Source organism: Nonomuraea sp. NPDC049725, assembly GCF_040674795.1.
Classification (GTDB): domain Bacteria; phylum Actinomycetota; class Actinomycetes; order Streptosporangiales; family Streptosporangiaceae; genus Nonomuraea; species Nonomuraea ceibae.
Window position 1 is genome coordinate 157738 of sequence record NZ_JBFANJ010000013.1, and the last position, 20870, is coordinate 178607.

General features: G+C 74.6%; 21 protein-coding genes. 9 read left to right on the plus strand and 12 right to left on the minus strand.

All coding sequences use genetic code 11. The annotated features are described in order from the left end of the window. Positions 1-3: 3 nt before the first annotated feature. Positions 4-1449, minus strand: a complete 1446-nt coding sequence (locus tag AB0J53_RS31075; protein WP_364179039.1) for a hypothetical protein — start codon at positions 1447-1449, stop codon at positions 4-6. A gap of 54 nt (positions 1450-1503) precedes the next feature. Here AB0J53_RS31075 and AB0J53_RS31080 point away from each other — a divergent pair, with 54 nt between their 5' ends. Continuing rightward, positions 1504-2514: a formylglycine-generating enzyme family protein gene (locus AB0J53_RS31080; protein ID WP_364179041.1), complete on the plus strand. Its 1011-nt coding sequence runs from the start codon at positions 1504-1506 to the stop codon at positions 2512-2514. Between the two features lie 4 nt (positions 2515-2518). Beyond that, complete coding sequence (locus AB0J53_RS31085; protein ID WP_364179043.1) at positions 2519-3676, plus strand: UDP-N-acetylglucosamine--N-acetylmuramyl-(pentapeptide) pyrophosphoryl-undecaprenol N-acetylglucosamine transferase; 1158 nt, start codon at positions 2519-2521, stop codon at positions 3674-3676. Here AB0J53_RS31085 and AB0J53_RS31090 read toward each other — a convergent pair. From AB0J53_RS31090 to AB0J53_RS31105, 4 genes are all read right to left on the minus strand, one after another. Then, the gene (locus tag AB0J53_RS31090; RefSeq protein ID WP_364179045.1) at positions 3661-4536 is read right to left on the minus strand and encodes a hypothetical protein; all 876 of its coding nucleotides are present in this window, start codon (positions 4534-4536) and stop codon (positions 3661-3663) included. The genes AB0J53_RS31085 and AB0J53_RS31090 overlap by 16 nt on opposite strands. 70 nt (positions 4537-4606) lie before the next feature. Then, positions 4607-5512, minus strand: coding sequence for a hypothetical protein (locus AB0J53_RS31095; protein WP_364179047.1), 906 nt, complete (start codon positions 5510-5512; stop codon positions 4607-4609). Between the two features lie 70 nt (positions 5513-5582). Further along, entirely contained in the window at positions 5583-6470 is an 888-nt protein-coding gene (locus tag AB0J53_RS31100) for a hypothetical protein (RefSeq protein WP_364179049.1), read from the minus strand. Positions 6471-6648: 178 nt separating this feature from the next. Further along, entirely contained in the window at positions 6649-6816 is a 168-nt protein-coding gene (locus AB0J53_RS31105; protein ID WP_364179051.1) for a LuxR C-terminal-related transcriptional regulator, read from the minus strand. Between the two features lie 122 nt (positions 6817-6938). Between AB0J53_RS31105 and AB0J53_RS31110 the strand changes: the two genes are divergently transcribed. Continuing rightward, entirely contained in the window at positions 6939-7223 is a 285-nt protein-coding gene (locus tag AB0J53_RS31110) for a hypothetical protein (protein ID WP_364179053.1), read from the plus strand. On the opposite strand, the gene AB0J53_RS31115 is transcribed toward AB0J53_RS31110, so the two are convergent. Both AB0J53_RS31115 and AB0J53_RS31120 read right to left on the minus strand, forming a co-directional pair. Beyond that, positions 7186-7395, minus strand: coding sequence for a hypothetical protein (locus AB0J53_RS31115; RefSeq protein ID WP_364179055.1), 210 nt, complete (start codon positions 7393-7395; stop codon positions 7186-7188). The two genes, AB0J53_RS31110 and AB0J53_RS31115, sit on opposite strands and share 38 nt — an antisense overlap. Beyond that, positions 7392-8750, minus strand: a complete 1359-nt coding sequence (locus tag AB0J53_RS31120) for a hypothetical protein (RefSeq protein WP_364179057.1) — start codon at positions 8748-8750, stop codon at positions 7392-7394. Before AB0J53_RS31120 ends, AB0J53_RS31115 begins: the two co-directional genes overlap by 4 nt. Before the next feature lie 154 nt (positions 8751-8904). Between AB0J53_RS31120 and AB0J53_RS31125 the strand changes: the two genes are divergently transcribed. Further along, positions 8905-9561 (plus strand): response regulator transcription factor, encoded by a 657-nt coding sequence (locus tag AB0J53_RS31125; RefSeq protein WP_364179059.1) that lies wholly within the window; start codon positions 8905-8907, stop codon positions 9559-9561. Further along, on the plus strand, positions 9558-10700 hold the full coding sequence (locus tag AB0J53_RS31130; RefSeq protein WP_364179061.1) for a HAMP domain-containing sensor histidine kinase: 1143 nt from the start codon (positions 9558-9560) through the stop codon (positions 10698-10700). The genes AB0J53_RS31125 and AB0J53_RS31130 overlap by 4 nt, the downstream gene beginning before the upstream one ends. Here AB0J53_RS31130 and AB0J53_RS31135 read toward each other — a convergent pair. Next, complete coding sequence (locus tag AB0J53_RS31135; RefSeq protein WP_364179063.1) at positions 10697-13723, minus strand: hypothetical protein; 3027 nt, start codon at positions 13721-13723, stop codon at positions 10697-10699. The two genes, AB0J53_RS31130 and AB0J53_RS31135, sit on opposite strands and share 4 nt — an antisense overlap. Positions 13724-13799: 76 nt before the next feature. Beyond that, positions 13800-15665: a propionyl-CoA synthetase gene (locus AB0J53_RS31140; protein ID WP_364179065.1), complete on the minus strand. Its 1866-nt coding sequence runs from the start codon at positions 15663-15665 to the stop codon at positions 13800-13802. Between the two features lie 148 nt (positions 15666-15813). On the opposite strand from AB0J53_RS31140, the gene AB0J53_RS31145 reads away from it, so the two are divergent. Further along, positions 15814-16452, plus strand: coding sequence for a nucleotidyltransferase domain-containing protein (locus AB0J53_RS31145; RefSeq protein ID WP_364179067.1), 639 nt, complete (start codon positions 15814-15816; stop codon positions 16450-16452). Further along, positions 16449-16700, plus strand: a complete 252-nt coding sequence (locus AB0J53_RS31150) for a hypothetical protein (RefSeq protein ID WP_364179069.1) — start codon at positions 16449-16451, stop codon at positions 16698-16700. The genes AB0J53_RS31145 and AB0J53_RS31150 overlap by 4 nt, the downstream gene beginning before the upstream one ends. 25 nt (positions 16701-16725) lie before the next feature. Here the strand turns inward: AB0J53_RS31150 and AB0J53_RS31155 are convergent, their stop codons facing one another. Together AB0J53_RS31155 and AB0J53_RS31160 are read right to left on the minus strand one after the other, a co-directional pair. Further along, complete coding sequence (locus AB0J53_RS31155; RefSeq protein WP_364179071.1) at positions 16726-17502, minus strand: arylamine N-acetyltransferase; 777 nt, start codon at positions 17500-17502, stop codon at positions 16726-16728. 36 nt (positions 17503-17538) lie between these two features. After that, a complete protein-coding gene (locus AB0J53_RS31160; protein ID WP_364179073.1) occupies positions 17539-18471 on the minus strand; it encodes a GNAT family N-acetyltransferase in 933 nt (310 codons plus the stop codon). Between the two features lie 35 nt (positions 18472-18506). Between AB0J53_RS31160 and AB0J53_RS31165 the strand changes: the two genes are divergently transcribed. Then, positions 18507-19448 (plus strand): hypothetical protein, encoded by a 942-nt coding sequence (locus AB0J53_RS31165; RefSeq protein ID WP_364179075.1) that lies wholly within the window; start codon positions 18507-18509, stop codon positions 19446-19448. 11 nt (positions 19449-19459) lie between these two features. Beyond that, entirely contained in the window at positions 19460-19981 is a 522-nt protein-coding gene (locus tag AB0J53_RS31170; protein WP_219514965.1) for a hypothetical protein, read from the plus strand. A gap of 24 nt (positions 19982-20005) precedes the next feature. Here the strand turns inward: AB0J53_RS31170 and AB0J53_RS31175 are convergent, their stop codons facing one another. Further along, positions 20006-20800, minus strand: a complete 795-nt coding sequence (locus AB0J53_RS31175) for a methyltransferase domain-containing protein (RefSeq protein WP_364179077.1) — start codon at positions 20798-20800, stop codon at positions 20006-20008. Positions 20801-20870: the final 70 nt, after the last annotated feature.

Below are 20870 nucleotides of genomic sequence, written 5' to 3' on the forward strand. Positions count from 1 at the left end.
ACGCTACAGGTCCCCTTGTCGCACGGCGAAGCGGAGCCCGGTGTGGTCGAACGAGGCGGGCAGCGCGCCCTCCAGGCGCACCGACGCGAACACCTCCCGCTCGCGCAGGAACGCGCCCAGCAGGCTCGCCGCGGTGAACAGCACCAGGTCGCGGCCCGCGCACCGGGCGAACCCCGCGCTGAACGGCACCCCGGTGCGCGCGTCGCCGCCCGCCCACGCGCCGCCGCCGTCCAGCGGCTCGCCGTCGTCCCAGGCGTCGTCGCCGGTCCACAGGTCGGGGCGGTAGTGGTCGCCTGCCTCGGCGCGGTTCACGTACGGGCTGTAGATCGCCACGAGGCTGCCCTCGGGGACGCCCCACTCGGTGGGGCCGGTCGTGTCGCGCAGGATCGCCAGCGTGGTGGGCCACAACCGCACCGACTCCAACACCGCCGCCCGCACCCCCGCCCCACCGACCCCACGCCCGCCAACCCCGGCCGAGCGCAGGTGAGTGGCGACCCCGGACGGGCCTGGGTGGGTGGCGGTCCCGCCCGCGGCGGCCCCGTCCCTGGCGGCGGTCCCTTCTCCGGGAGTCCCGGGCGGGGCCGGGTGGGCGGGCGTGCTGGGTGGGCCCGGGTGGGCGGTTCTGGGGGGTGGGTGGGTGGCCAGGAGGGCGAGGGCGCGGTAGGCGGCGATGGCGGCGGCGTCGAAGGCGAACAGCCAGTGCGGCACCTGGCCTTCCGGGCACACGTCGGCGGGGGCCGGGGTGGCGGCCAGGGCAGCGGCCAGGCTGCCGGGCTCGGCGCGCGCCAGGTGGCCGTCCAGCCGCCGCCGGAAGGCGCGGTACACGTCGGTGCGGCGCCCGCGCAGGTAGAACCAGTTGGCGTCGCCGCGCAGCCGGTCGAGCATCCGGGTGAGGGTCACGTCGTCGCGGGCGCCGTCGCCGAGCACGACGCGCCGGGCCAGCCGCCAGAACGCGGCGTGGAAGTCCGTCCAGGTGAGCACGCCCCGGTACGGCAGCGTGGCCGCCTCCTCGGCGGCGGCCCGCGCGACCGGCCCGAAGTCGGGGAGCAGCACCCGTTCGTTGTAGTCGTGACGCCGCTCCCGCAGCTTCGGCTCGGGGGTGATGAGCACGCCGTCCGGCTGGAAGTGGCCGAGGGCGCCGCGTTTCTCCCGGTTGGCCGGGGTGAGGGAGCGGTCGTCGAGCACCCGCCGCACGTCGGCGGCCGACAGCACGAGCACCGCCCAGCCCCGCAGCGGCACCCGGACCAGCAGCGGGCCGTCGCCGTGGCGGGCGCGCAGCCGGGCGAGCAGCCGGACGGCCCGGTCGTCGGCGCGGGTGAGCGCGGCGAGCCGGACCATGAGCGGGCGGCGCACGATGACGCCCTGCGCGAGGGCCGGCAGGACCAGGGTGAGGCCCAGCCGAAGTGTCTCGGCGGCGTTCGCGCGCGGCGGCCGCGTGATCGTGCGCATGGCAGGGCGACTACCCTTCCTAGAGGCCACGACACACGTGAGAGGGGGGCCGGGATGGGCGCGTGCTGCGGTCCGAGCCGTGAGGCGGCCGGGGAGCCCGGCGGGTCCGGCGCGGGCGGCGGGACGGGCAGCGGGGCGGGCGCGGTCACGGCGGCGCGCGAGGTGCTCACCGTGCCGACGCCGACGCTGGCGCCGATGCCGACGTCCGCGCCCGGGCCCGTGACGGTGCGGCGGGAGCCGCCGCGCGGGATGGTGCGGATCCCCGGCGGCGAGTTCTGGATGGGCGGCGACGACCCCGACGGCCGCCCGGAGGACGGCGAGGGCCCGGTGCGCCGGGTGCGGGTGGAGCCGTTCCTCATCGACCCGGCGTGCGTGACGAACGCGCAGTTCGCCACGTTCGTGAAGGAGACCGGGTACGTGACCGAGGCCGAGCGCATCGGCTGGTCGTTCGTGTTCCGGCAGTTCGCCGGCCGGGGCGTCCTGGAGGCGAGCGTGCCCGGGGCGCCGTGGTGGGCCGGGGTGGAGGGCGCCACCTGGCGCACGCCCGAGGGGCCGGGCTCCTCGGTGGGCCACCGGCAGAACCACCCGGTCGTGCACGTGTCGTGGCACGACGCGAGCGCCTACGCGGCGTGGGCGGGCAAGCGGCTGCCGACGGAGGCCGAGTGGGAGATGGCCGCGCGCGGCGGCCTGGAGCGGGCCCGCTATCCGTGGGGCGACGAGCTGGCGCCGAAGGGGCGGCAGCGGTGCAACATCTGGCAGGGCCACTTCCCGTCGGCGCCGAGCAAGGGCACGATGCCGGTCAAGTCGTTCCAGCCCAACGGCTACGGCCTCTACAACGTCTCCGGCAACGTGTGGGAGTGGACCGCCGACTGGTGGGGCGTCGAGTGGGAGCCGTACGCCGACAACCCGACCGGCCCGGCCGAGGGCGAGGCCAAGGTGATCCGCGGCGGCTCGTACATGTGCCACGACTCCTACTGCAACCGCTACCGGGTGGCGGCGCGCACCTCCAACACCCCCGACTCCGCCACCGGGCACACGGGTTTCCGCTGTGCGGCCATAGTCTGAGCGCATGTCACGAACCCTGCGACTGCTGATCACCGGCGGCGGCACCGGCGGTCACACCTACCCGGCTCTGACGACCCTGGCGGCGCTGCGGCGTCACCAGGTGCCGCACGACGTGCTCTGGGTGGGCACGGCCGGCGGGCTGGAGGCCCGTCTCACCGCCGAGCACGGCATCCCGTTCAAGGCGATCACCACGGGCAAGCTGCGCCGCCGGCCCAACCTGCGCGAGCTCGGCACCAACGTCGCCGACGTGTTCCGCATCCCGGTGGGCGTGTTCCAGGCGATCGGGCACGCCGCCCGCTACCTGCCCGACGTGGTGCTGTCGACCGGGGGTTACGTGGCGGTGCCGATCGGGGTGGCGGCCAAGCTGATCCGCCGGCCGCTGGTCATGCACGAGCAGACCACGGTGGTGGGGCTGGCCAACCGCATCCTGTCGCGGCTGGCGACCCGGATCGCGCTGTCGCACGAGTCGTCGCTGGACTACCTGCCGGCCTCGGCGCGCTCCAAGGCGGTCGTGACGGGCAACCCGGTCCGGCCGGAGCTGCTGCAGGGCAACCGGGCCGCCGCCTACGACCTGTTCGGGCTGACGTTCGAGGTGCCGCTGATCTACGTGACGGGCGGCGCGCAGGGCAGCAAGCAGATCAACACGCTGATCGCCGAGCTGCTGCCCCGGCTGCTGCCGCACGCCCAGGTGGTGCACCAGTGCGGGCCGGCCTGGATCGAGCAGATGCGGGCGGTGGAGCTGCCGCCGGGCCTGGCCGACCGCTACCATCCGGTGCCGTACGTGGGCTCGGAGCTGCCCGACCTGTACGCGGCGGCCGACGTGGTGATCGCGCGCAGCGGCGCCGGCACCGTGTCGGAGCTGACCGCGATCGGCAAGCCGTCGGTGCTGATCCCGCTCATCCCGACGGGCGGTGACGAGCAGCGCAAGAACGCCGCCTACCTGATGTCCTCGGGGGCGGGGCGGGCGCTGCTGGAGCCGCACCCGACGGCCGACGACCTGCTGGCCGAGCTGATGCCGCTGCTGACCGATCCGGAGCTGCGGGCGGCGATGGGCGAGGCGGCGCGCAAGCTGGGCCGCGTCGACGCCGCCGACGTGCTGGCCGACCTGCTCGTACGCACCTGCCAGGACGCCCAGGGGATCGCGGGTCAGGGCTCCAGGTAGCGGAAGGCCTCGTGGGCGGAGTTGAGGCTGCGCCGCAGGGCCTGCTCCAGCTGGTCGGCGTCGCGGCTGAGCCGCTCGATCTCCGGCACGGCGAAGCCGTCGGCGCCCGACTCGGCCACCAGCTCCTCGTACTGGTGCAGCCGCCCGCGCAGTTCCTCGATCTGGTGGTGGGCCCGGAAGGCGCGCTCGGCCTCGGCGACGTTGGCGGCGTAACGTTCCAGCGCCTCGACCCGGGCCACGACGGCGTCCTCGCTGCTGTCGAGCGCCCGGGCCAGCGGCTCGGCCACGGCCGCGACCTCGGGGGTGACGGCGCCGGTCACGGTCCGGCGGTGCTTGGCGCGCAGCGACGACAGCTTGGCCAGCAGCCGGGCGATCTCCCACTCCTGGGCGGGCAGCATCACCGAGTTGCGTACGTCGTCGAGCAGGCCCTCCATGTTGACGGCCGACTCGGTCACCGCCTTGATCGCCTTCTGGGCGCGGGCCAGCAGCCTGCGTGACGACTCGTCGAGGTCGTCGGCCAGCACGTAGCGGCCCTCGTACCAGCGGAGCTGCTCGTAGATCTGCCGGTCGACGACGGCCTCGTCGTCATCGTCGGAGAGGTCGGTGCGGATGAAGGCGGCGACCAGGACGGGGATGCCGATGAAGATGAGCAGCAGCCCGACGCCTCCGCGCATCGCGCCGAGCGCCATGAGGGCGGCTCCGGCGGCCACCACGGCGATGATCATGCCGACGCCGCGGCGCTTGGCGGGGGGCGGCGGCGGGGGGACCCAGCCACGCCGCATCCGGGTCAGGACCTTGCCGCTGTCCCGGATCAGTTGCGCGTCCTCCGGCGGCACCCCCGGATCCACCACCACTTCCACAAATCGGGATCCTAGGGGAATTTCTCTTTGCCGGCTTCATTCTCCTGCTGGTTATCGGTAATTGCGCATTTCATTCGCGTAAATGGCGGAATGCCTCTTGGGCTGAAGTGACGCTGTCCCGCAGGGCCTGTTCCAGCCGGCCGGCGTCCTCGGCCAGGCGGCTCAGCTCGGGCACGGCCGAATCGTCGGCGCCCGATTCGGCCAGCAGTTCCTCGTAACTGGACAGGCGGGCGCCGAGCCGCTCGATCTGGTCGCGGGCGCGGTAGGCGCGTTCGGCGTCGGCGACGTGGCCCGCGTAACGTTCCAGCGCCTCGACGCGGGCCAGCACGGCGGCCTCGCTGCTGTCGAGGGCGTGGGCCAGCGGCTCGGCGACGGCCGCCACCTCCGGGGTGATGCCCTCGGCCACCACCCCGCGATGCTCGGCGCGCAGCTCCGACAGCTTGGCCAGCAGCCGGGCGATCTCCCACTCCTGGGCGGGCAGCATCACCGCGTTGCGGATGTCGTCGAGCAGCCCTTCGGCGTGCACGTTCGAGTCCAGGACGGCGTCGACGGCCGTCTGGGCCCGGGTCATCAGGGCGCGGGCCGCCTCGTCCAGGTCCTCGCGCAGCACGAACCGGCCGGCGTAGCGGCGGGCGCTGTCGTAGACCTGGCGCTCGATCTCGTGCCGCCGCTCCACCTCGGCGTCCGGGCGGGGCCTGGCCAGCACGGCGACGGCCAGCAGCGCGGCCAGCGTCATCACGGCGACGAACGGCGTGTAGCGGCCAGCCAGGAAGAACCCGAGCCCGGCGGACATCGCCATCAGCGCCCCGACGGTCGCCACCGTCCGGGTCACCAGGCCGACAGCGGGTGGGTGGCGGTGCGCCGGGACCCAGCCGGAACGGACGCGCAGCAGCAGTTTGCGGTTGCCGCGGAGCAGGTCGGCGGTCGCGGCTGGAACAGTGGGCTCGACTATCACCTTCGCAGGACGACCGGGCACATTTTTGATCCTATGTGGCACTCTGTCCCGGCGGCAGGCCCTGCGGTCAGCTCACGCCGTCCGGCGCGGGTCAGCTCTCCAGATAGCGAAAAGCCTCGTGCGCGGAGGTGACGCTGCGCCGCAGCGCCCGCTCGACGTCCTCGGCGTCCTCGCTGAGCCGGTCGAGCTCGGGCACGGCCAGCGCGTCGGCGCCCGACTCGGCCAGCAGCTCCTCGTAGCGCGGCAGCCGGGCGCGCAGCTCCTCGATCTGGGCGCGCGCGTGATAGGCGCGCTCGGCGTCGGCGACGTGGCGGGCGTAACGTTCCAGCGCCTCGACGCGGGCCAGGATGGCAGCCTCGCTGCCGGCCAGGGCGTTGTCCAGGGGGCGCACGACGGCGGCGACCTCGGGGGCGATGCCGCGTTCCGTCAGCTCGCGGTGCTCGGCGCGCAGCGCCGACAGCTTGGCCAGCAGCCTGGCCAGCTCCCACTCCTGCTCGGGCAGGATCACCGCGTTGCGCGCGTCGTCCAGCAGGCCCTCGGCGTTGACGTGGGAGCGCAGAACGGTGCCGATGGCCCGTTGCGCCCGGGCCAGCATCCGGGCCGCGTCCTCGTCGAAGTCCCCCGGTAACAGGTAGCGGCCCTCGTACCAGCGGGCCTGCTCGTAGACGGCCCGCTCGCGCGGCCGGTCGTCCTCGGGCACCTCGCTGATGCCGGCGATCCTGAACAGGACGACGAGCACGAACATCGCCAGCACCATGAACCCCAGCACGGACAGCGGCGTGTCCCGCAGCACCGCCACCACCGCGACGACCACCGGGGTGGCGGCCAGCAGCGCGAGGCTCGACGGGCCGCGCGGCCGCTCGATCGGCTCCACGGGGGGCGGCACCCAGCCGGCCCTGAACCTCGACAGGAGCGCGCCGCTGCCCCGCAGCATCCCGGCGACCTCCGGCGGCACGGTGGGATCGACCACCACACCCACGCCCTGTCTCGGCACCCTGGCGCCCCCAACACTCGCGATGCCCGAATTTTACGTAACAATCCGCCGAAACGGCAGCCTCGAACCAGCCCGGCCTCACCGGCCGCCCCTCAGCCGGGCCGTCCCCGAGCGGTCCGGGGCTCTGGTGACGGCCTGGCCGATGGGCGGGTTCCGGCCCGGCTCAGGGGCGGCCGGGGCGGACCAGGCCGGTCTCGTAGCCGAGGACGACGAGCTGCGCCCGGTCGTGCACGCCGAGCTTGGCCATCATCCGGTTCACGTGCGTCTTGACCGTGGCCGGGCTCATGAACAGCTCCCCCGCGATCTGCCCGTTCGTCAGCCCGCGCGCCACGCCGGTCAGGACCTCGTGCTCGCGGGCGGTGAGCGGGGCGAGCCGGGCGGGGCTGAGGTCCGGCGGGCGGTGAACTCCTCGATGAGCCGCCGCGTGACGCGGCGACGGCGGCGTGCAGGGCGATGACCAAGATCGTGTGGGAGGTGACGTCGTGCAGCTCCCTGGTGACCCGCAGCCGTTCCTCCTGGGCGCGCCGCAGCGCCTCCTCCTCGCGGGTGCGCTCGGCGTCGGCGGCGCGCCGCTCGGCCTCGGCGGTGTGGTCGCGGCGGGCCCGCGACACCTCGGCGGGCTGGGCGACGACGAGGACGAGCAGCGCCCAGATGACGACGCTGACGAGCCGGTCCGCCGAGGGATGGGCGATCGCGCCGGTCAGACGAAGCAGAGCGCGGCCGCACCGGCGCAGGTGACGAGCGCGGCCACGGGGTCGCGCGGCAGCCAGGCCAGCCCGAGCGCGGCGACGGCCAGCAGCACGTAGCCGGCCAGGTCGAGCGGCCGGGCGTCCGGCTGGTTGCCGGTGGCCAGGAGGGTCGAGTACACCACGACCACGCCCATGCCGCAGACCAGGGCGAAGGTCTTCATACGGGCACGGTAACGCGTTCCCGTACGGGCGCGCGATGCCGCGGACGCGGTATCGCGGCTACGGCCAGCGCGGCAGCCACGGCGGCCAGGGGGATGGCGGGCAGCACGTACCGGTGGTCGAAGTCCAGCGCGGCGACCGGCGCGACGAGCAGGAACATCGCGAACGTCCAGGGCAGCAGCGCGGCCCGGCGGCGGCCGATCGAGCCCGCCGCCCCGGCCAGCAGCATCACCCCGAACAGCGTCCCGTGCAGGAACCACGGGTACGGGTAGGCGGCCAGGATCGACCCGAACGGCTCCACCGAGCGCATGCCGCGGATGTCCGGGTCGTACTCGGCGCGGACCTTGTCCACCAGCGGGTTGCCCGGCAGGGTCCAGGTGCCGTACGGGAAGCGGGAGGTGGGCGTCATGCGGTCGGGGTGCGGCACGGGCTCCCAGGTGAAGGCGAGCGCGGTGTTGGCGGCCACCTCGCGCAGGTAGTCGAGCGGCTGGGCGGCGATGGCGCGCACGGCGAAGGAGCGGGCCAGGTCGTTGTGCGCGAACCGGCCGCCGGGCAGCCGGTTGAGCGACGCGCCGGGCGCCCACACGTACTCGGAGGCGGCGTCCAGGACGGTGCCGTTGGGGCAGAGCGTGGCCTCCTCGGGCGGCGGCTTGATGATCGAGCAGTCGGCGAACGTCATGGTGCGCGCCCAGAGCGCGACGCCGTCGGAGCCGCTGAGCGCGAAGCGGCCGTTGTGCTGGGCGTACCAGCCGGCGTAGCCGATCAGCGGCAGCGCGCCCGCCAGGGCGAGCGCGACGACGCCCCGCCACGGGACGCGGCGCAGCAGCAGCCACAGGACGGCCAGGCCGATCAGCGGCGCGGCGGCGGTGCGGGTGACCCCGGCGAGCGCGAGCAGCAGCCCGGCGAGCGCGGCGGCCCGCCAGGTGACCTCCTCGCGCCACATCAGCGCGCACAGCGCGGCCACGACGAGCGCGATGACCTGGAGGTCGGACAGGATGGCGTGCTCCAGCCTGACGAACGCGGGGTCGAACAGCACGGGCACGGCGGCGAGCGTGGCCCCCCAGCCGGGCAGCCCGCGCCGCCGCAGCAGGGCGTAGATCATGACGGCGATGCCGAGGCCGATCGCGTGCTGCACCCCGGCGATCAGCTCGACGCTGCCGAACGGCCGCATCAGCCACAGGAACCCGGAGTAGCCGGCGGGGTGGAAGGCCCCGCGCGGCTGCAGGTGGACCGCCGTGTCCAGGTACGTGAACGAGTCGTACCAGTACACCATCGCGGTGTCGTAGCCGAGCATGACGAGCACCCGCAGGGCGGCGGCGAGCGCGAGGACGACGGCGAACAGGCGGTGCGCGGCCATGCGGCACTCCCCCCGGGCGGGCCGGGCGGATCCCGGCCGGAGGGGAGAAAGTCCAGCGCCGGGCGCATAACCGGGGCGTCACCTGAAGTGGTTACGTCGGCGTTATGCCTCTAAGGTCACACTGTTCTTCATTTATGGATCTTTGGGGGCCAAGGTGCGTGTCTTGATCGCCGAGGACGAGCGGATGCTCGCCGACTCGATCGCGGAGGGACTGCGGAACGAGGCGCTCGCCGTGGACGTGGCCTACGACGGGGAGGCCGCGCTGGAACGCCTGGGCGTCCACGACTACGACGTGCTGATCCTGGACCGCGACCTGCCGGGCAGGCACGGGGACGAGGTGTGCGCGCACGTGGTGGAGCGCGGCTGGCTGGTGCGCGTGCTCATGCTGACCGCCGCGTCGGACCTGCGCTCCAGGGTGGCGGGGCTGTCGCTGGGGGCCGACGACTACCTGCCGAAGCCGTTCGCGTTCGAGGAGCTGCTGGCGCGGGTGCACGCGCTGGGGCGGCGGGCCAGGCGGGCCGACCCGCCGATGCTGGAGCGGGCCGGGGTGCGGCTGGACTGGGCGCACCGGCAGGTGTTCCGCGAGGGCCGGTACGTGCCGCTGGCGCGCAAGGAGTTCGGCGTGCTGGCCGAGCTGCTGCGGGCGCGGGGCGCGGTGGTGTCGGCGGAGGAGCTGCTGGAGAAGGTGTGGGACGAGCACATCGACCCGTTCACCAACACCGTGCGGACCACGATGACGAAGCTGCGCAAGAAGCTCGGCCAGCCGCAGGTCATCGAGACGGTGCCGGGGTCGGGGTATCGCATCCCATGAGCGTCCGACTGCGTTTCGGCCTGGCCTGCGCCGGGGTGTTCCTCGTGGCGGGCGTGCTGGTGCTGGCGGGCGTGCACGTCGTGGTGCAGCAGAGCCTCAGTTACCGCTCCGGGCTCATCACCCCCGACTACGTCCGCGACGCCGGCTGGATCACCCACCGCTACAGCACCGTCTACGAGTTCACCCGCGACCGTGTCATGCACGTGCGCGCCGTGTACGAGCGCGACACGCTCGCCAACGTGCGCACCGTCGGCGCCCTCGTCGTGCTGGGCGGCGCGGGGGTGGCGTTCGCGCTGGGCTGGCGGGCCGCCGGATGGGCGCTGCGCCCGGTCCGGCACGCCACCGAGACCGCCCGGCGGGTGGCGCAGAGCCACGACCTGACCGAACGGATCGGCTGGCGGGGGCCGCGCGACGAGGTCAGGGAACTGACCGACATCTTCGACACCATGCTCGACCGGCTGGCCCGCTCGTTCGACGGGCAGCGGCGCTTCGTCGCCAACGCCTCGCACGAGCTGCGCACGCCCCTGACGATCAACCGGACGCTGGTGGACGTGGCGGTGCGGCGGCCGGACGCGACCGAGGACGTCAAACGGCTCGGCGAGTCGCTGCTGCTGGTCAACGCCCGGCACGAGCGGCTCATCGACGGCCTGCTGGCGCTGACCGAGGGCGAGCAGGCGGTGCTGGACCGGCGGCCGTTCGACCTGACGGACGTGGCCGAGCACGTGCTCGACCTGGCCGCCGCCGAGGCGCAGGACCGGGAGGTGACGATCCACCGGCTGCTCGACGCCGCGCCGACCGCGGGCGAGGCGGTGCTGGTGGAGCGGCTGGTGCAGAACCTGGTGGAGAACGCGATCCGCCACAACCACCCCAAGGGCGAGGTGTGGGTGACGACGCGGCAGCGGGCCGAGCAGGTCGAGCTGGTCGTGGCCAACACCGGGCTGCAGGTGCCCCCGTACGAGATCGAGACGATCTTCCAGCCGTTCCGGCGGCTGCACGGCGACCGGTTGCGCTCCGAGCGCGGCAGCGGGCTCGGGCTGTCGATCGTCCGGGTGATCGCCGAGGCGCACGGCGGCACGGTCGTCGCCCGGCCCCGCGAGGAGGGCGGGCTGACGATCACGGTCGAGCTTCCGGCCGCCTAGGGGCTGTGGATCTTGCGGAGCACGTCCTCCGGGATGCCCGCCTGCACGAGGCTCTCCCAGCTCTCGAACCGCTCGGCGATCATCGACTCGACGAGCGGGCGCAGCAGCGCGTGCTCGGCGCCGCCGTGCAGCAGCTCGCTGAGGATGCGGCCGCGCTCGGCGAACGGCAGCGCGCCGCCGTCCAGCGTGACCGCGTGCGCGATCAGGCCGAGCAGCCGGCCGCCGCCGGAGATGTTCGCGGCGGTGACGGCGCCGATCGCGTCCAGGTAGAGGGCGACGCGTTCCTCGGGCCCCGCCGGGCCGCCGGTCAGCAGCTCCTGCACCAGGTGGGTGGCGCTGGCCACGTTCCCCGACGGGCGCAGCACGAGCGGCAGGTCGGCGTCGTCGGCGAGCAGGTCGGCCAGCAGGTCGGTGTCGAGGCTGAGCAGGTAGGGGCGCTCGGCGAAGGCCCGGGTGCGGTGACGCAGCACGGTGGCCCGCTGCCGCATCCGGTGGTCGAACCACCAGCTCAGCCCCTCGGCCGCGGGCGGCTCGGGGGCGCCGCCCAGCAGCACGTCCCGCTCGCCGCCCTCCGACACGCGCTGCGCGGGCAGCGCCGCTAGCAGCCCGTTCCAGCCGTCCTCGCCGAGCTGGCTGCGCCACAGATGCGCGTACGAGGCCCAGCGGGCCAGGTGGTCGCCGTCGCCGAGCAGCTCCGAGACGCGGACCGGCTCCCCCGCGGCGGCCGCGTACAGCAGGGTGAGGTTGGCGGAGTAGGCGGCCAGCCGCCGCGTGACGGGATGGCGTACGGGCTCGAAGGCGGTGAAGGAGCGGCGGCGGCGCTCGTGCAGCGACTCGCGCAGCAGCGCGCCGAGCAGGCTGACCGCGCGGGCGCGCACGTCGGCGGGCAGCGCCGACAGCAGCTCGACGGCGAAGCCGATCGCCGGGCCGCGTTCGGCCAGGCAGGAGAACGAGGTGACGGCGTAGAGCAGGTCGTCGTCGAGGTCCTGGGCGGGGGCGGCGGCCAGCTCGCTGTCGAGCAGGTCGTGCCGCCGCACGAGCTCGCGCACCGCGTGGACGGCCAGCCAGCCGACGAGGAACTCGCCGAACGTGGCGTGCAGGAACTCGTAGCGCGGCACCCGGTCGCCGGGCTCGGTGCGGTGCACGAAGAAGAAGCGGCGGGTGGCGCGGCGGGCCCAGTTGACGGTGCCACCGGCGTCGCGGCGGGCCTGCCCGCACACGGCGGCCAGGTCGGCGTCCAGCGCCGCCTCCGCCGCGACCGGCCGGCCGCGGGCGAACATCGACAGCGCCACCACGCCGAGCTGCACCAGCTCCCGGTCGACCAGGGCGCGCTGGCGGGCCGGGGGCAGCCCGCCGGCCGCGGCGTCCTTGGCCACCTCGCGCTGGGCGAAGTCGCGGATCAGCGACTCGTACAGGGCGGCGCGGCCGATGCCGGTGCCGTCAGGCCGGACCGGGTCGCCGGTGGCGTCGTGCAGCGCGAGCAGCAGCAGGAGCAGCGGCTGGGTGGCGAGCTCGCCGTGGGCGAGCGCCGCGTCGGCGCTCAGCGGCACCCGGTCGTGGCGGGCCAGCAGCGCCCGGTTGGTCTGGTCCCAGATGTCCAGCCAGCGCCGCACCTGGTCCTCCTCGAACGGCTGGAGCTGCAGCGCCAGCACGCCCTCGGGGAACCTGACCTGGTCGGCGAGCACGGTGCGGCCGGTCACGATCACCGCGACGGGCCTGCCCACCCGGTACTGCCCGGCCTGGAACTCCTGGATCTGCTCCAGGTAGTCGTGGCGGCTGGAGATCAGCTCGTCGAAGCCGTCGAGCATGACGACCGGCAGCGCGCCGCCGCCCGCGTCGACCAGCTCCTCGAAGCGCACCTCCTCGCCGAGCACGTTGCGCAGGCCCTGGTCGATCTGGGAGATGACGGTGGACTCGGCGACGACGTGGCGCAGCTCGACCCTGATCGGCAGGAACTCCGAGCCGGCCAGCCGGGCGGCGAGCACCTCGGCCAGCTTGGACTTGCCCGCGCCGGGCTCGCCGAGCACGACGAGCGGCGCCTGCGTGGCGCCGAGCGAGGTGAGGTGGCCGACCAGGAACGCCTCCGCGTCGGGCAGCCGGCGGCGGTCGTTCCACCAGCTCCGGGCGGCGGGCGTGGCCTCGCGGGTCATCTCCGCGACCCGGCAGCGGGGGCTGATGTAGCCCTCGCCGAGCAGCGGCAGCGTGACGTCCTCGGGCGCGGTGCCGCCCGACATGAGCGGCTGGTCCAGGGCGGTGGCGGCGAGCCGCACCAGGTGGATCATCGGCCGGTCGCCCAGGCGGGGCGGGGCCAGCTCCGCCAGCAGCCGCGCCACCCGCGACAGGCCGGCGCCGAGCGGCGGCGTCTCGGTGACCAGGCTCCACATGCCGAACTCGGGGTTGTCGCGGCTGAGCAGCCGGTAGTCCTCGTCGTAGACGCGCAGCGCCTGCGCGGCGGCGCCGTCGGCGAGCAGGATCGGCAGCCGGGTGCGGTCGCCCGCGCGCAGCTTGTCCCACAGGGGCAGCCCGCGCGCGTAGGCGGTGACCGCCTCGGACATCCGCTGGTGGACGCGCTGGACGGCCTGCCGGGTCTCCTCGTACGGGCGGTGCGGCTCGGGCATCGGCAGCGGGGTCAGCAGCAGGCTCTCCACCAGGGCGGCGAACCGTTCGGCGGGACCGGTGCCCGGGTGGGCGGTGTGGTCGAGCGACTCCAGCCCGACCGGCAGCCGCGCCTCGCCCAGCGCCTCGAAGTACGCCGACACGACGATCACCGCGTGGGCCGCGGCCAGCCGCTGGGTGCGCTCGAAGCGGTGGCCGCCTCGGCCGGTCATCCGGCGGACCACGTCCTCGGTGTAGCGGACCACGTCGGCGCGCAGGTCGAGCAGGCCCATCGGCAGGCGCGCGCCGCCGGCCAGCGCCCAGCCGGTCAGCGACACGGTCGAGGCGAGGTCGACGAGTTTGACGAGGCGGCTCTGGTCGCAGCCGAGGATCTTCAGGGCGTCGGCGTAGCTGAGGATGTCCGTCATGCGCGTCTCCGAAGAGCGTGAGAAATCCCATCATGACGCTTTTTATGGTGATTCTTTGGGTGATTCACCGTGGAGTTCACCGGTCCGTGACGGCCTCGGCGATCTCCGCCAGCGCGGCCGGGTCCTCGATCGTGGACGGCGCCCGGTACGCGCGCCCCGCCACGATGTCGCGCATCGTCCCGCGCAGGATCTTGCCCGAGCGGGTCTTGGGCAGCCGCGGCACCACCACGGCCGTGCGGAACGCCGCCACCGGGCCGATCCTCTCGCGCACCATCGCCGCCAGCTCGCGCTCCACCTCGGCCGGATCGCGCCCGGCTCCCGCCTTGAGCACCACGAAGCCCATCGGGAGCTGGCCCTTCAGCTCGTCGGCCACGCCGATCACCGCGCACTCGGCGACGTCCGGGTGCGCCGCGACTACCTCCTCCATCGCGCCGGTGGACAGCCGGTGCCCGGCCACGTTGATCACGTCGTCGACGCGACCCATCACGTACAGATAGCCGTCGTCGTCCACATAGCCGCCGTCGCCCGTCAGGTAGTGGCCGGGGTAGCGGGACAGGTAGGACTCGGCGAAGCGGGCGTCGTCGCGGTAGAGCGTGGGCAGGCAGCCGGGCGGCAGCGGCAGGCGCACGGTGACCGCGCCCTCGGCGCCGGGCGGGCACTCGTGGCCCTCCTCGTCGAGGACGCGCACGTCGTAGCCGGGGACGGGCTTGGTCGGCGAGCCCGGCTTGACGGGCAGCTCCTCGATGCCGACGCAGTTGGCGGCCATCGGCCAGCCGGTCTCCGTCTGCCACCAGTGGTCGATCACGGGGACGCCGAGCAGGCCGGCGGCCCAGTGGTAGGTGTCGGGGTCGAGGCGCTCACCGGCCAGGAAGAGGTAGCGCAGTGCCGACAAGTCCCACTTCTTGGCGAAATTTCCTGATGGGTCCTCTTTCTTGATGGCGCGGATCGCCGTCGGGGCCGTGAACAGCGTCCGCACCCCGTACGTCGAGGCCACCCGCCAGAACGCCCCCGGATCCGGCGTGCCCACCGGTTTGCCCTCGTACAGCACGGTCGTGCACCCCGCCAGCAGCGGCCCGTACACGATGTAGGAGTGCCCGACCACCCAGCCCACGTCGGAGGCAGCCCAGAAGACCTCCCCCGGCGCGGCCCCGTACACGTGGGACATGCTCCAGTGCAGCGCGACCGCGTGCCCGCCGTTGTCGCGCACCACCCCCTTGGGCACCCCGGTCGTGCCGGAGGTGTAGAGCACGTACAGCGGGTCGGTCGCCGCCACGCTCACGCACTCCGCGGGCTCGGCCTCCCGCACCGCCCGCGCCCAGTCGAGGTCGCGGCCCTCGCTCAGCTCGGCCGGGCCCTGCGGCCGCTGCAGGACCACGCAGTGCTCCGGCCGGTGCGCGGCCTGCCGCAGCGCCGCGTCGAGCAGCGGCTTGTACGCGACGGTCCGGGACGGCTCGATGCCGCACGAGGCCGACAGCACGACCTTGGGCCGGGCGTGGTCGATCCGCACCGCGAGCTCACCGGCCGCGAACCCGCCGAACACCACCGAGTGCACCGCCCCGATCCTGGCGCAGGCCAGCATCGCGAACACCGCCTCCGGCACCATCGGCATGTAGATCACCACGGTGTCGCCCCGGCCGACACCGAGCCCGCGCAGCATCCCCGCCGTCCTGGACACCTGCTCCAGCAGCTCGGCGTAGGTGTAGCGGCGCACCGTGCCGGTGACCGGGCTGTCGTGGATCAGCGCGTCCTGCCCGCCCCGGCCCGCGGCCACATGACGGTCGACGGCGTTGTGACAGGTGTTGAGCCTGCCCCCGGCGAACCAGCCGCCTTCGGTGGCCGCCCGCTCCGGCGGCACGTCCCAGTCGATCCCGCGCGCAGCCTCGCCCCAGAACGTCTCGGGGTCCTCGATGCTCTGCCGATAGGCAGCCTCATAACCTCGCACTTCCTGATCAGACCAGGCCCCTCCGGGCTGTGCAAGCCCTTCGGGCCCGGGTGTCGGGGAGATCCTTTCCACCCTGCTCACGATGCGGCAGGGGCGGCCCGGCGGACCTGGTGAGCGGCCCGCCGGCCCGGCCTGGCAAGGTGGCCGGGTGGACGATGACCTGATCCTCTCCGTCGTGACGGGCTCGCGGGCGTACGGGCTGCGGACCGGCGCGTCCGACACCGACCGGCGGGGCGTGTTCGTGGCGCCGACGGCGGACTTCTGGCGGCTGGACAAACCGGTCACGCATCGCGACGGGCCGCTGCCCGAGCAGTTCTCGTGGGAGGTCGAGCGGTTCTGCCGGCTGGCGCTGGACGCGAACCCGACCGTGCTGGAGTGCCTGTGGTCGCCGATCGTCGAGGTCGAGACGGCCGAGGGGCGGCGGCTGCGCGAGCTGCGCGGCGCGTTCCTGTCGCGGCGCGCCCACGAGACGTTCACCGGCTACGCCGACGCCCAGTTCCGCCGCCTGGACCCGGCCGCGCCCAAGTGGAAGCAGGCGATGCACATGATCCGGCTGCTGATCAACGGCCTGCACCTGGTGCGGCACGGCGAGCCGCTGGTCGACGTGGGCGCGCACCGCGACCGGCTGCTCGCCGTCCGGCGCGGCGAGGTGCCCTGGGAGCGGGTGGACGCCTGGCGCGCCGAACTGGCCGCCGACCTCGCCGGCGCGCCGTCCGTCCTGCCGGACCGGCCCGACCGGGCCGCCGTGGAGGCGTTCCTGATCGACGTACGGAGGGACCACCTGTGAAACTGCCCGGCTGGCCGGCGGACGTGACCCGGCTGTACGCGTACCTGCCCGCCTACCTTCCCGACCGGGTGGCCGCCAAGCGGGAGGCCGAGCACGGCGCCGCCCCCGCGGTCCCGGCGGCGGAGGCCGACGTGGCGCGGCTGACGGCCGAGCTGGAGAATGCCGGGGCCGCCTCCCGCCTCCCGGAGGCCGCCACCGCCCACGACGCGCTGCACGACCTCGTCGTCCGCACCCGCCTCGCCCGCTGACCGGCCCCCGGGCGGAGAGGAGCGGTCACCCCGTGAGGCGGGACAGGAGCGGGGCCGCGTCCTGTTCGGTGATCGTGATGCCGATCCGGTCCCGGAGCGCGTCGGCGAGCTCGCGGGCGGTGGTGGCGCCGAGGTCGCCGACGCGCACCCGGGCGGCGTGACCGTCCGGGGAGAGCACGGTGCGCTGGGCGAGCACGTGCCGGACGAACGGCGATCGCGGGTGGGTGGCGACGTAGTGGTTGGCCATCTCGAAGTCGCTCGGGTACTGCGGCTCGTCCTCGCGGAAGGCGTACAGCTCGGCGGACCCGGCGTGCAGCACCCAGAAGCCGCCGTCGCGGCCGAGCCGCCAGCGCCACTCCCCCAGCGCCGCGTGGGCGCCGTCGGCGAGCGGCAGCGGCTCCACGAGCCCGTCGCCGCCGAAGCCGGCGTCGGCGAGCCAGCGGATGCCGCCGGCCTCGACGGTGAGGACGGCGTGGGAGCGGGGCAGGTGCGGGCGGCCGAGCCGGATGCGGGCGAGGTGGCGCGTCACGGGGAAGCCGAGCCGTTCGAGCGCGGCGGCGAGCAGCAGGTTGTGCTCGTGGCAGTAGCCGCCGCGCCGTCCCCCGACCAGCTTGTCCTGCACGGACTTGAGGTCGATGGGGACGCCGCGGCCCAGGACGGCGTCCAGGTTCTCGAACGGGATGGCGGTCACGTGCGCGCGGTGCACGGCCCGCAGCGTCCCGGGGGTGGCGTCGCGGGGCCCGTCGTGACCGATCCTGGTGAGGTACGCCTCGAGGTCGAGGTGGTCGATGTCCCAGTTCATGCGTTCAAGGGTGACGGAGCGGGATGGGGTGCCGCATCACGGGTTCGCGGGATCCGGGGACAGGACGAGCCGGACGGCGAACAGTTCGTAGCCGGCCCGTTCGAAGGTCCTGGCCATGGGGACGTTGCCGGCGTCGGTGTCGGCGGCGATCCGGGTGGCGCCGCGCCCGGCGTGCGAGCGGGTGATCTCGGCGAGCAGTTCGGCGGCGTAGCCGCGGCCCCGGTGGGCGGGCAGGACGCCGAGGTAGCCGACGACGGGCCCGGCCTGGTTGGCGGACGGCAGCGCGAACCCGGCCAGCTCGCCGCCGGGCGTGTAGGCGAGCCGCCACCAGGACCGCTCCCCCGGCATGCGCAGGTAGTCGTCGAGGTCCTCGCGGGCGACGGCGGCGGCGTCCTTGACGAGCAGGGCCTGGCGGGTGTGGTGGTCGAGGCTGCCCTCGGCGGCCTGCCGGAACGCGTCGGCGAACGCCTCGTCGTCGGGCTCGGCGCGGAACTCCAGCCGGCCGGTCGGCTCGGGCACCGGCGCGCCGGGCTTCCAGGCGTAGCGGAGGCGTTCGAGCTCGTCGGTCAGCCCGGCCCGGCCGCCGGCCTCCCACCGCCAGGCGACGGCGGCGGTGACGGCGGGCTGGTCGCGCCAGCCGGCGGGGACGAACAGGTGGTAGGCGGGTCTGTCGCCGAACGCCTCGTGGGCGTGCCGCAGCAGGTCGGCGGCGAGCTCCACCCGGTCGGGGACGGACGGGTCGACGTAGAGGCAGTCGAGGGCCAGGGGTCCGGAGTCGGGGAACCCCCACCACACGGCGCGGGCCAGGATCTCGCCGTCGCGCTCGGCCACCCAGATGCGGTCGTAGCGGTAGTGCCCGTCCGCGAGGAAGGCGCGCAGCCGGTCGGGGTCGGCCCAGCTCACGGGCTCGTCGACGACGCAGCCGAGCAGGCGGTCGAGTTCGGACTCGGCCGCGGGACGGAACAGCATAGATGATCTCCACAAATATCCGACAGGATGGGGCAATGGCCCCCTACGATGACACCCTGCCACTCCAGCCGCCCATCCATTTACCGCCTGACGGCGAGCTGGCCGCCGCCGTGCCCGGCGCCCCCGAGGGCGGCGATCCCGCGCAGGTGCTGCGCGCGTGGGCGCTGACCTGCCGGGACGTGCTCGGCGGTGAGGAGGGGCTGCTGCTGGAGCTGGTCCGCCGGTTCCTGGCGCGCGACCCCGCCGCCGGCGAGCCGCCCGCCGCGCTCGCCCGGCTCGGCCTGGTACGGGACTCCGCGCCGTACGAGCTGACGCCGCTCGGCCTGTGGACCGGCAGGGAGCTGATCGCCGAGGTGACCGGGCAGCGGGTGCCGGTCATGGGGTCGCTGGCCGGCGGGGACGCCGCCGCGCTGCTGCACGGGCTGCGCTCGTACCCGGAGCCGGAACGCGACGAGGAGCTGACCGGCTGGCTCGCGGGCCGCGACCGGGCGGCAGCGGCGGCGGAGATCGCCGCCGCGGTCGGCGGGGCGAGCCCGCTGGGCCGGGCGGTCGGGATCGAGCTGCTGGCCACCCGGTTCGGCGAGGACGGCCGCCGGGCGCTCGACGGGCTGCTGGCGGAGCCCCGGACGGGCGCGGTCGTCGCCGCCAGGCTGGGCCGCGACCACCGCGGCGCCGACGGCGACGGCACCGGCGGCGGGGACGGGCGGCCGGGGTCGGGTGAGCTCGCCTGGGCGCTGGTGGACATGGCGGCGGCGCTGCTGGAGTTCGGCGGCGAGGCGGACGAGGTGGTCGAGTCGGTGGCGCTCGGGCTGGACCCGGAGGAGCAGGCGGGCACCGTCGCGCTGCTGGCGCTGGCCGACCATCCGGGCGCGGAGGCGGTGCTGCGGGTGTTCATCGACCACCACCCGGACGCCCGCGTGTCGGCCTCGGCCCGCAAGGCGCTGCGCCGTCTGCGCGGGCTGGCCGCGCGCGGGTAGGGTGACCCGCGATGACGAAACACACGATCTCCGCACCGTCCGGCACGATCCTCGGCGACGCCTACTCGTGCGACTGCGGCGCGCAGTTCGCCGGGCGGATGGCGGCCGAGCTGCACGCCGCCGAGAACCACCTGTGCACGGCCTGCCTCGGCTCGGCCGAGGAGGTGCTGGCGCCGGGCCTGACGCACCGCTGCCCGTCGTGCGCCGGCACGGGCGGCCGGCGCGAGCAGATGACCTGGCAGCTCGCCCACGCCGAGGCCGAGGAGCGCATCACGATGACGATGGTGCGGGGCGTGGTCTCGGGGTTCGACGGGCCGTTCAGCCTGTCGCAGATCGCCGACACGATCCGCGACGGGCTGCGGCTGCCCGCGGGGCGGCTGCCGGTGGGGCCGCGGGTGCGTGACCTGCTGCTGGAGCTGCAGGCGGCCGGCGAGATCACCATGCTGTCGGCGCCGGACGAGCTGATCGAGGGCACCGACGTGGTGCTCTACCGCGACCCGCAGTGGCAGCGGGCGGGCACGCTCGGCCTCTGAACGACCGGTCGCGGACGCCGCCCGTCACACGCGGCAGAGGATCTCGCCGTGGGTGATCGACAGCCAGGCGTCGTCGGCCGCGGCCCACTCCAGCCAGCCGCCGGACATCCGGCGCAGGTCGTCCTCGGTGGCCGCGCCGCTGGTCAGGGCCTGCTCGGCCATGGCGGAGCGCAGGATCCGCTCGGCCCACATGCCGCCCCACCAGGCCCGGTCGGCGGGCGTGGCGAAGCACCAGACGGAGGCGGTGGCGGTGACGTCGGTGAAGCCCGCGGCGCGGGCCCACGACAGCAGGCGCCGCCCGGCGTCCGGCTCGCCGCCGTTGGCGCGGGCCAGCTTCTGGTAGAGGGCCATCCACTCCTCCAGCGCGGGCAGCAGCGGATACCAGGCGAAGGCGGTGTAGTCGCTGTCGCGCGCCGCCACCAGCCCGCCCGGCCTGGTCACCCGGCCCATCTCGCGCAGGGCCAGGACGGGGTCGCCGACGTGCTGGAGCACCTGGTGGGCGTGGACGACGGAGAAGGCGCCGTCGGGGAAGCCGAGCGCGTGGGCGTCGGCCACGCGGAAGTCGGCGTTGCTCACGCCCCTGGCCTCCAGCTCGGCCTCGGCCAGCGCCAGCGCCTCGGGCGTCACCTCCGACACCGTCACCCGCGACACCCGCGCGGCCAGGTCGGCGGCGATGGTGCCGGGCCCGGAACCCACGTCGAGCAGCGTCATGTCCGGCTCCAGGTGGGGCAGCAGGTAGGCGGCCGAGTTGGCGGCCGTGCGCCAGCGGTGGGAGCGCAGCACCGACTCGTGGTGACCGTGGGTGTAGACGGCGTCCATCGGGACTCCTCATCTCGTGATCGTCCCCGGCAGGCTAACATCTGTCTCGCTATTCAAGAGAAAACGTCTC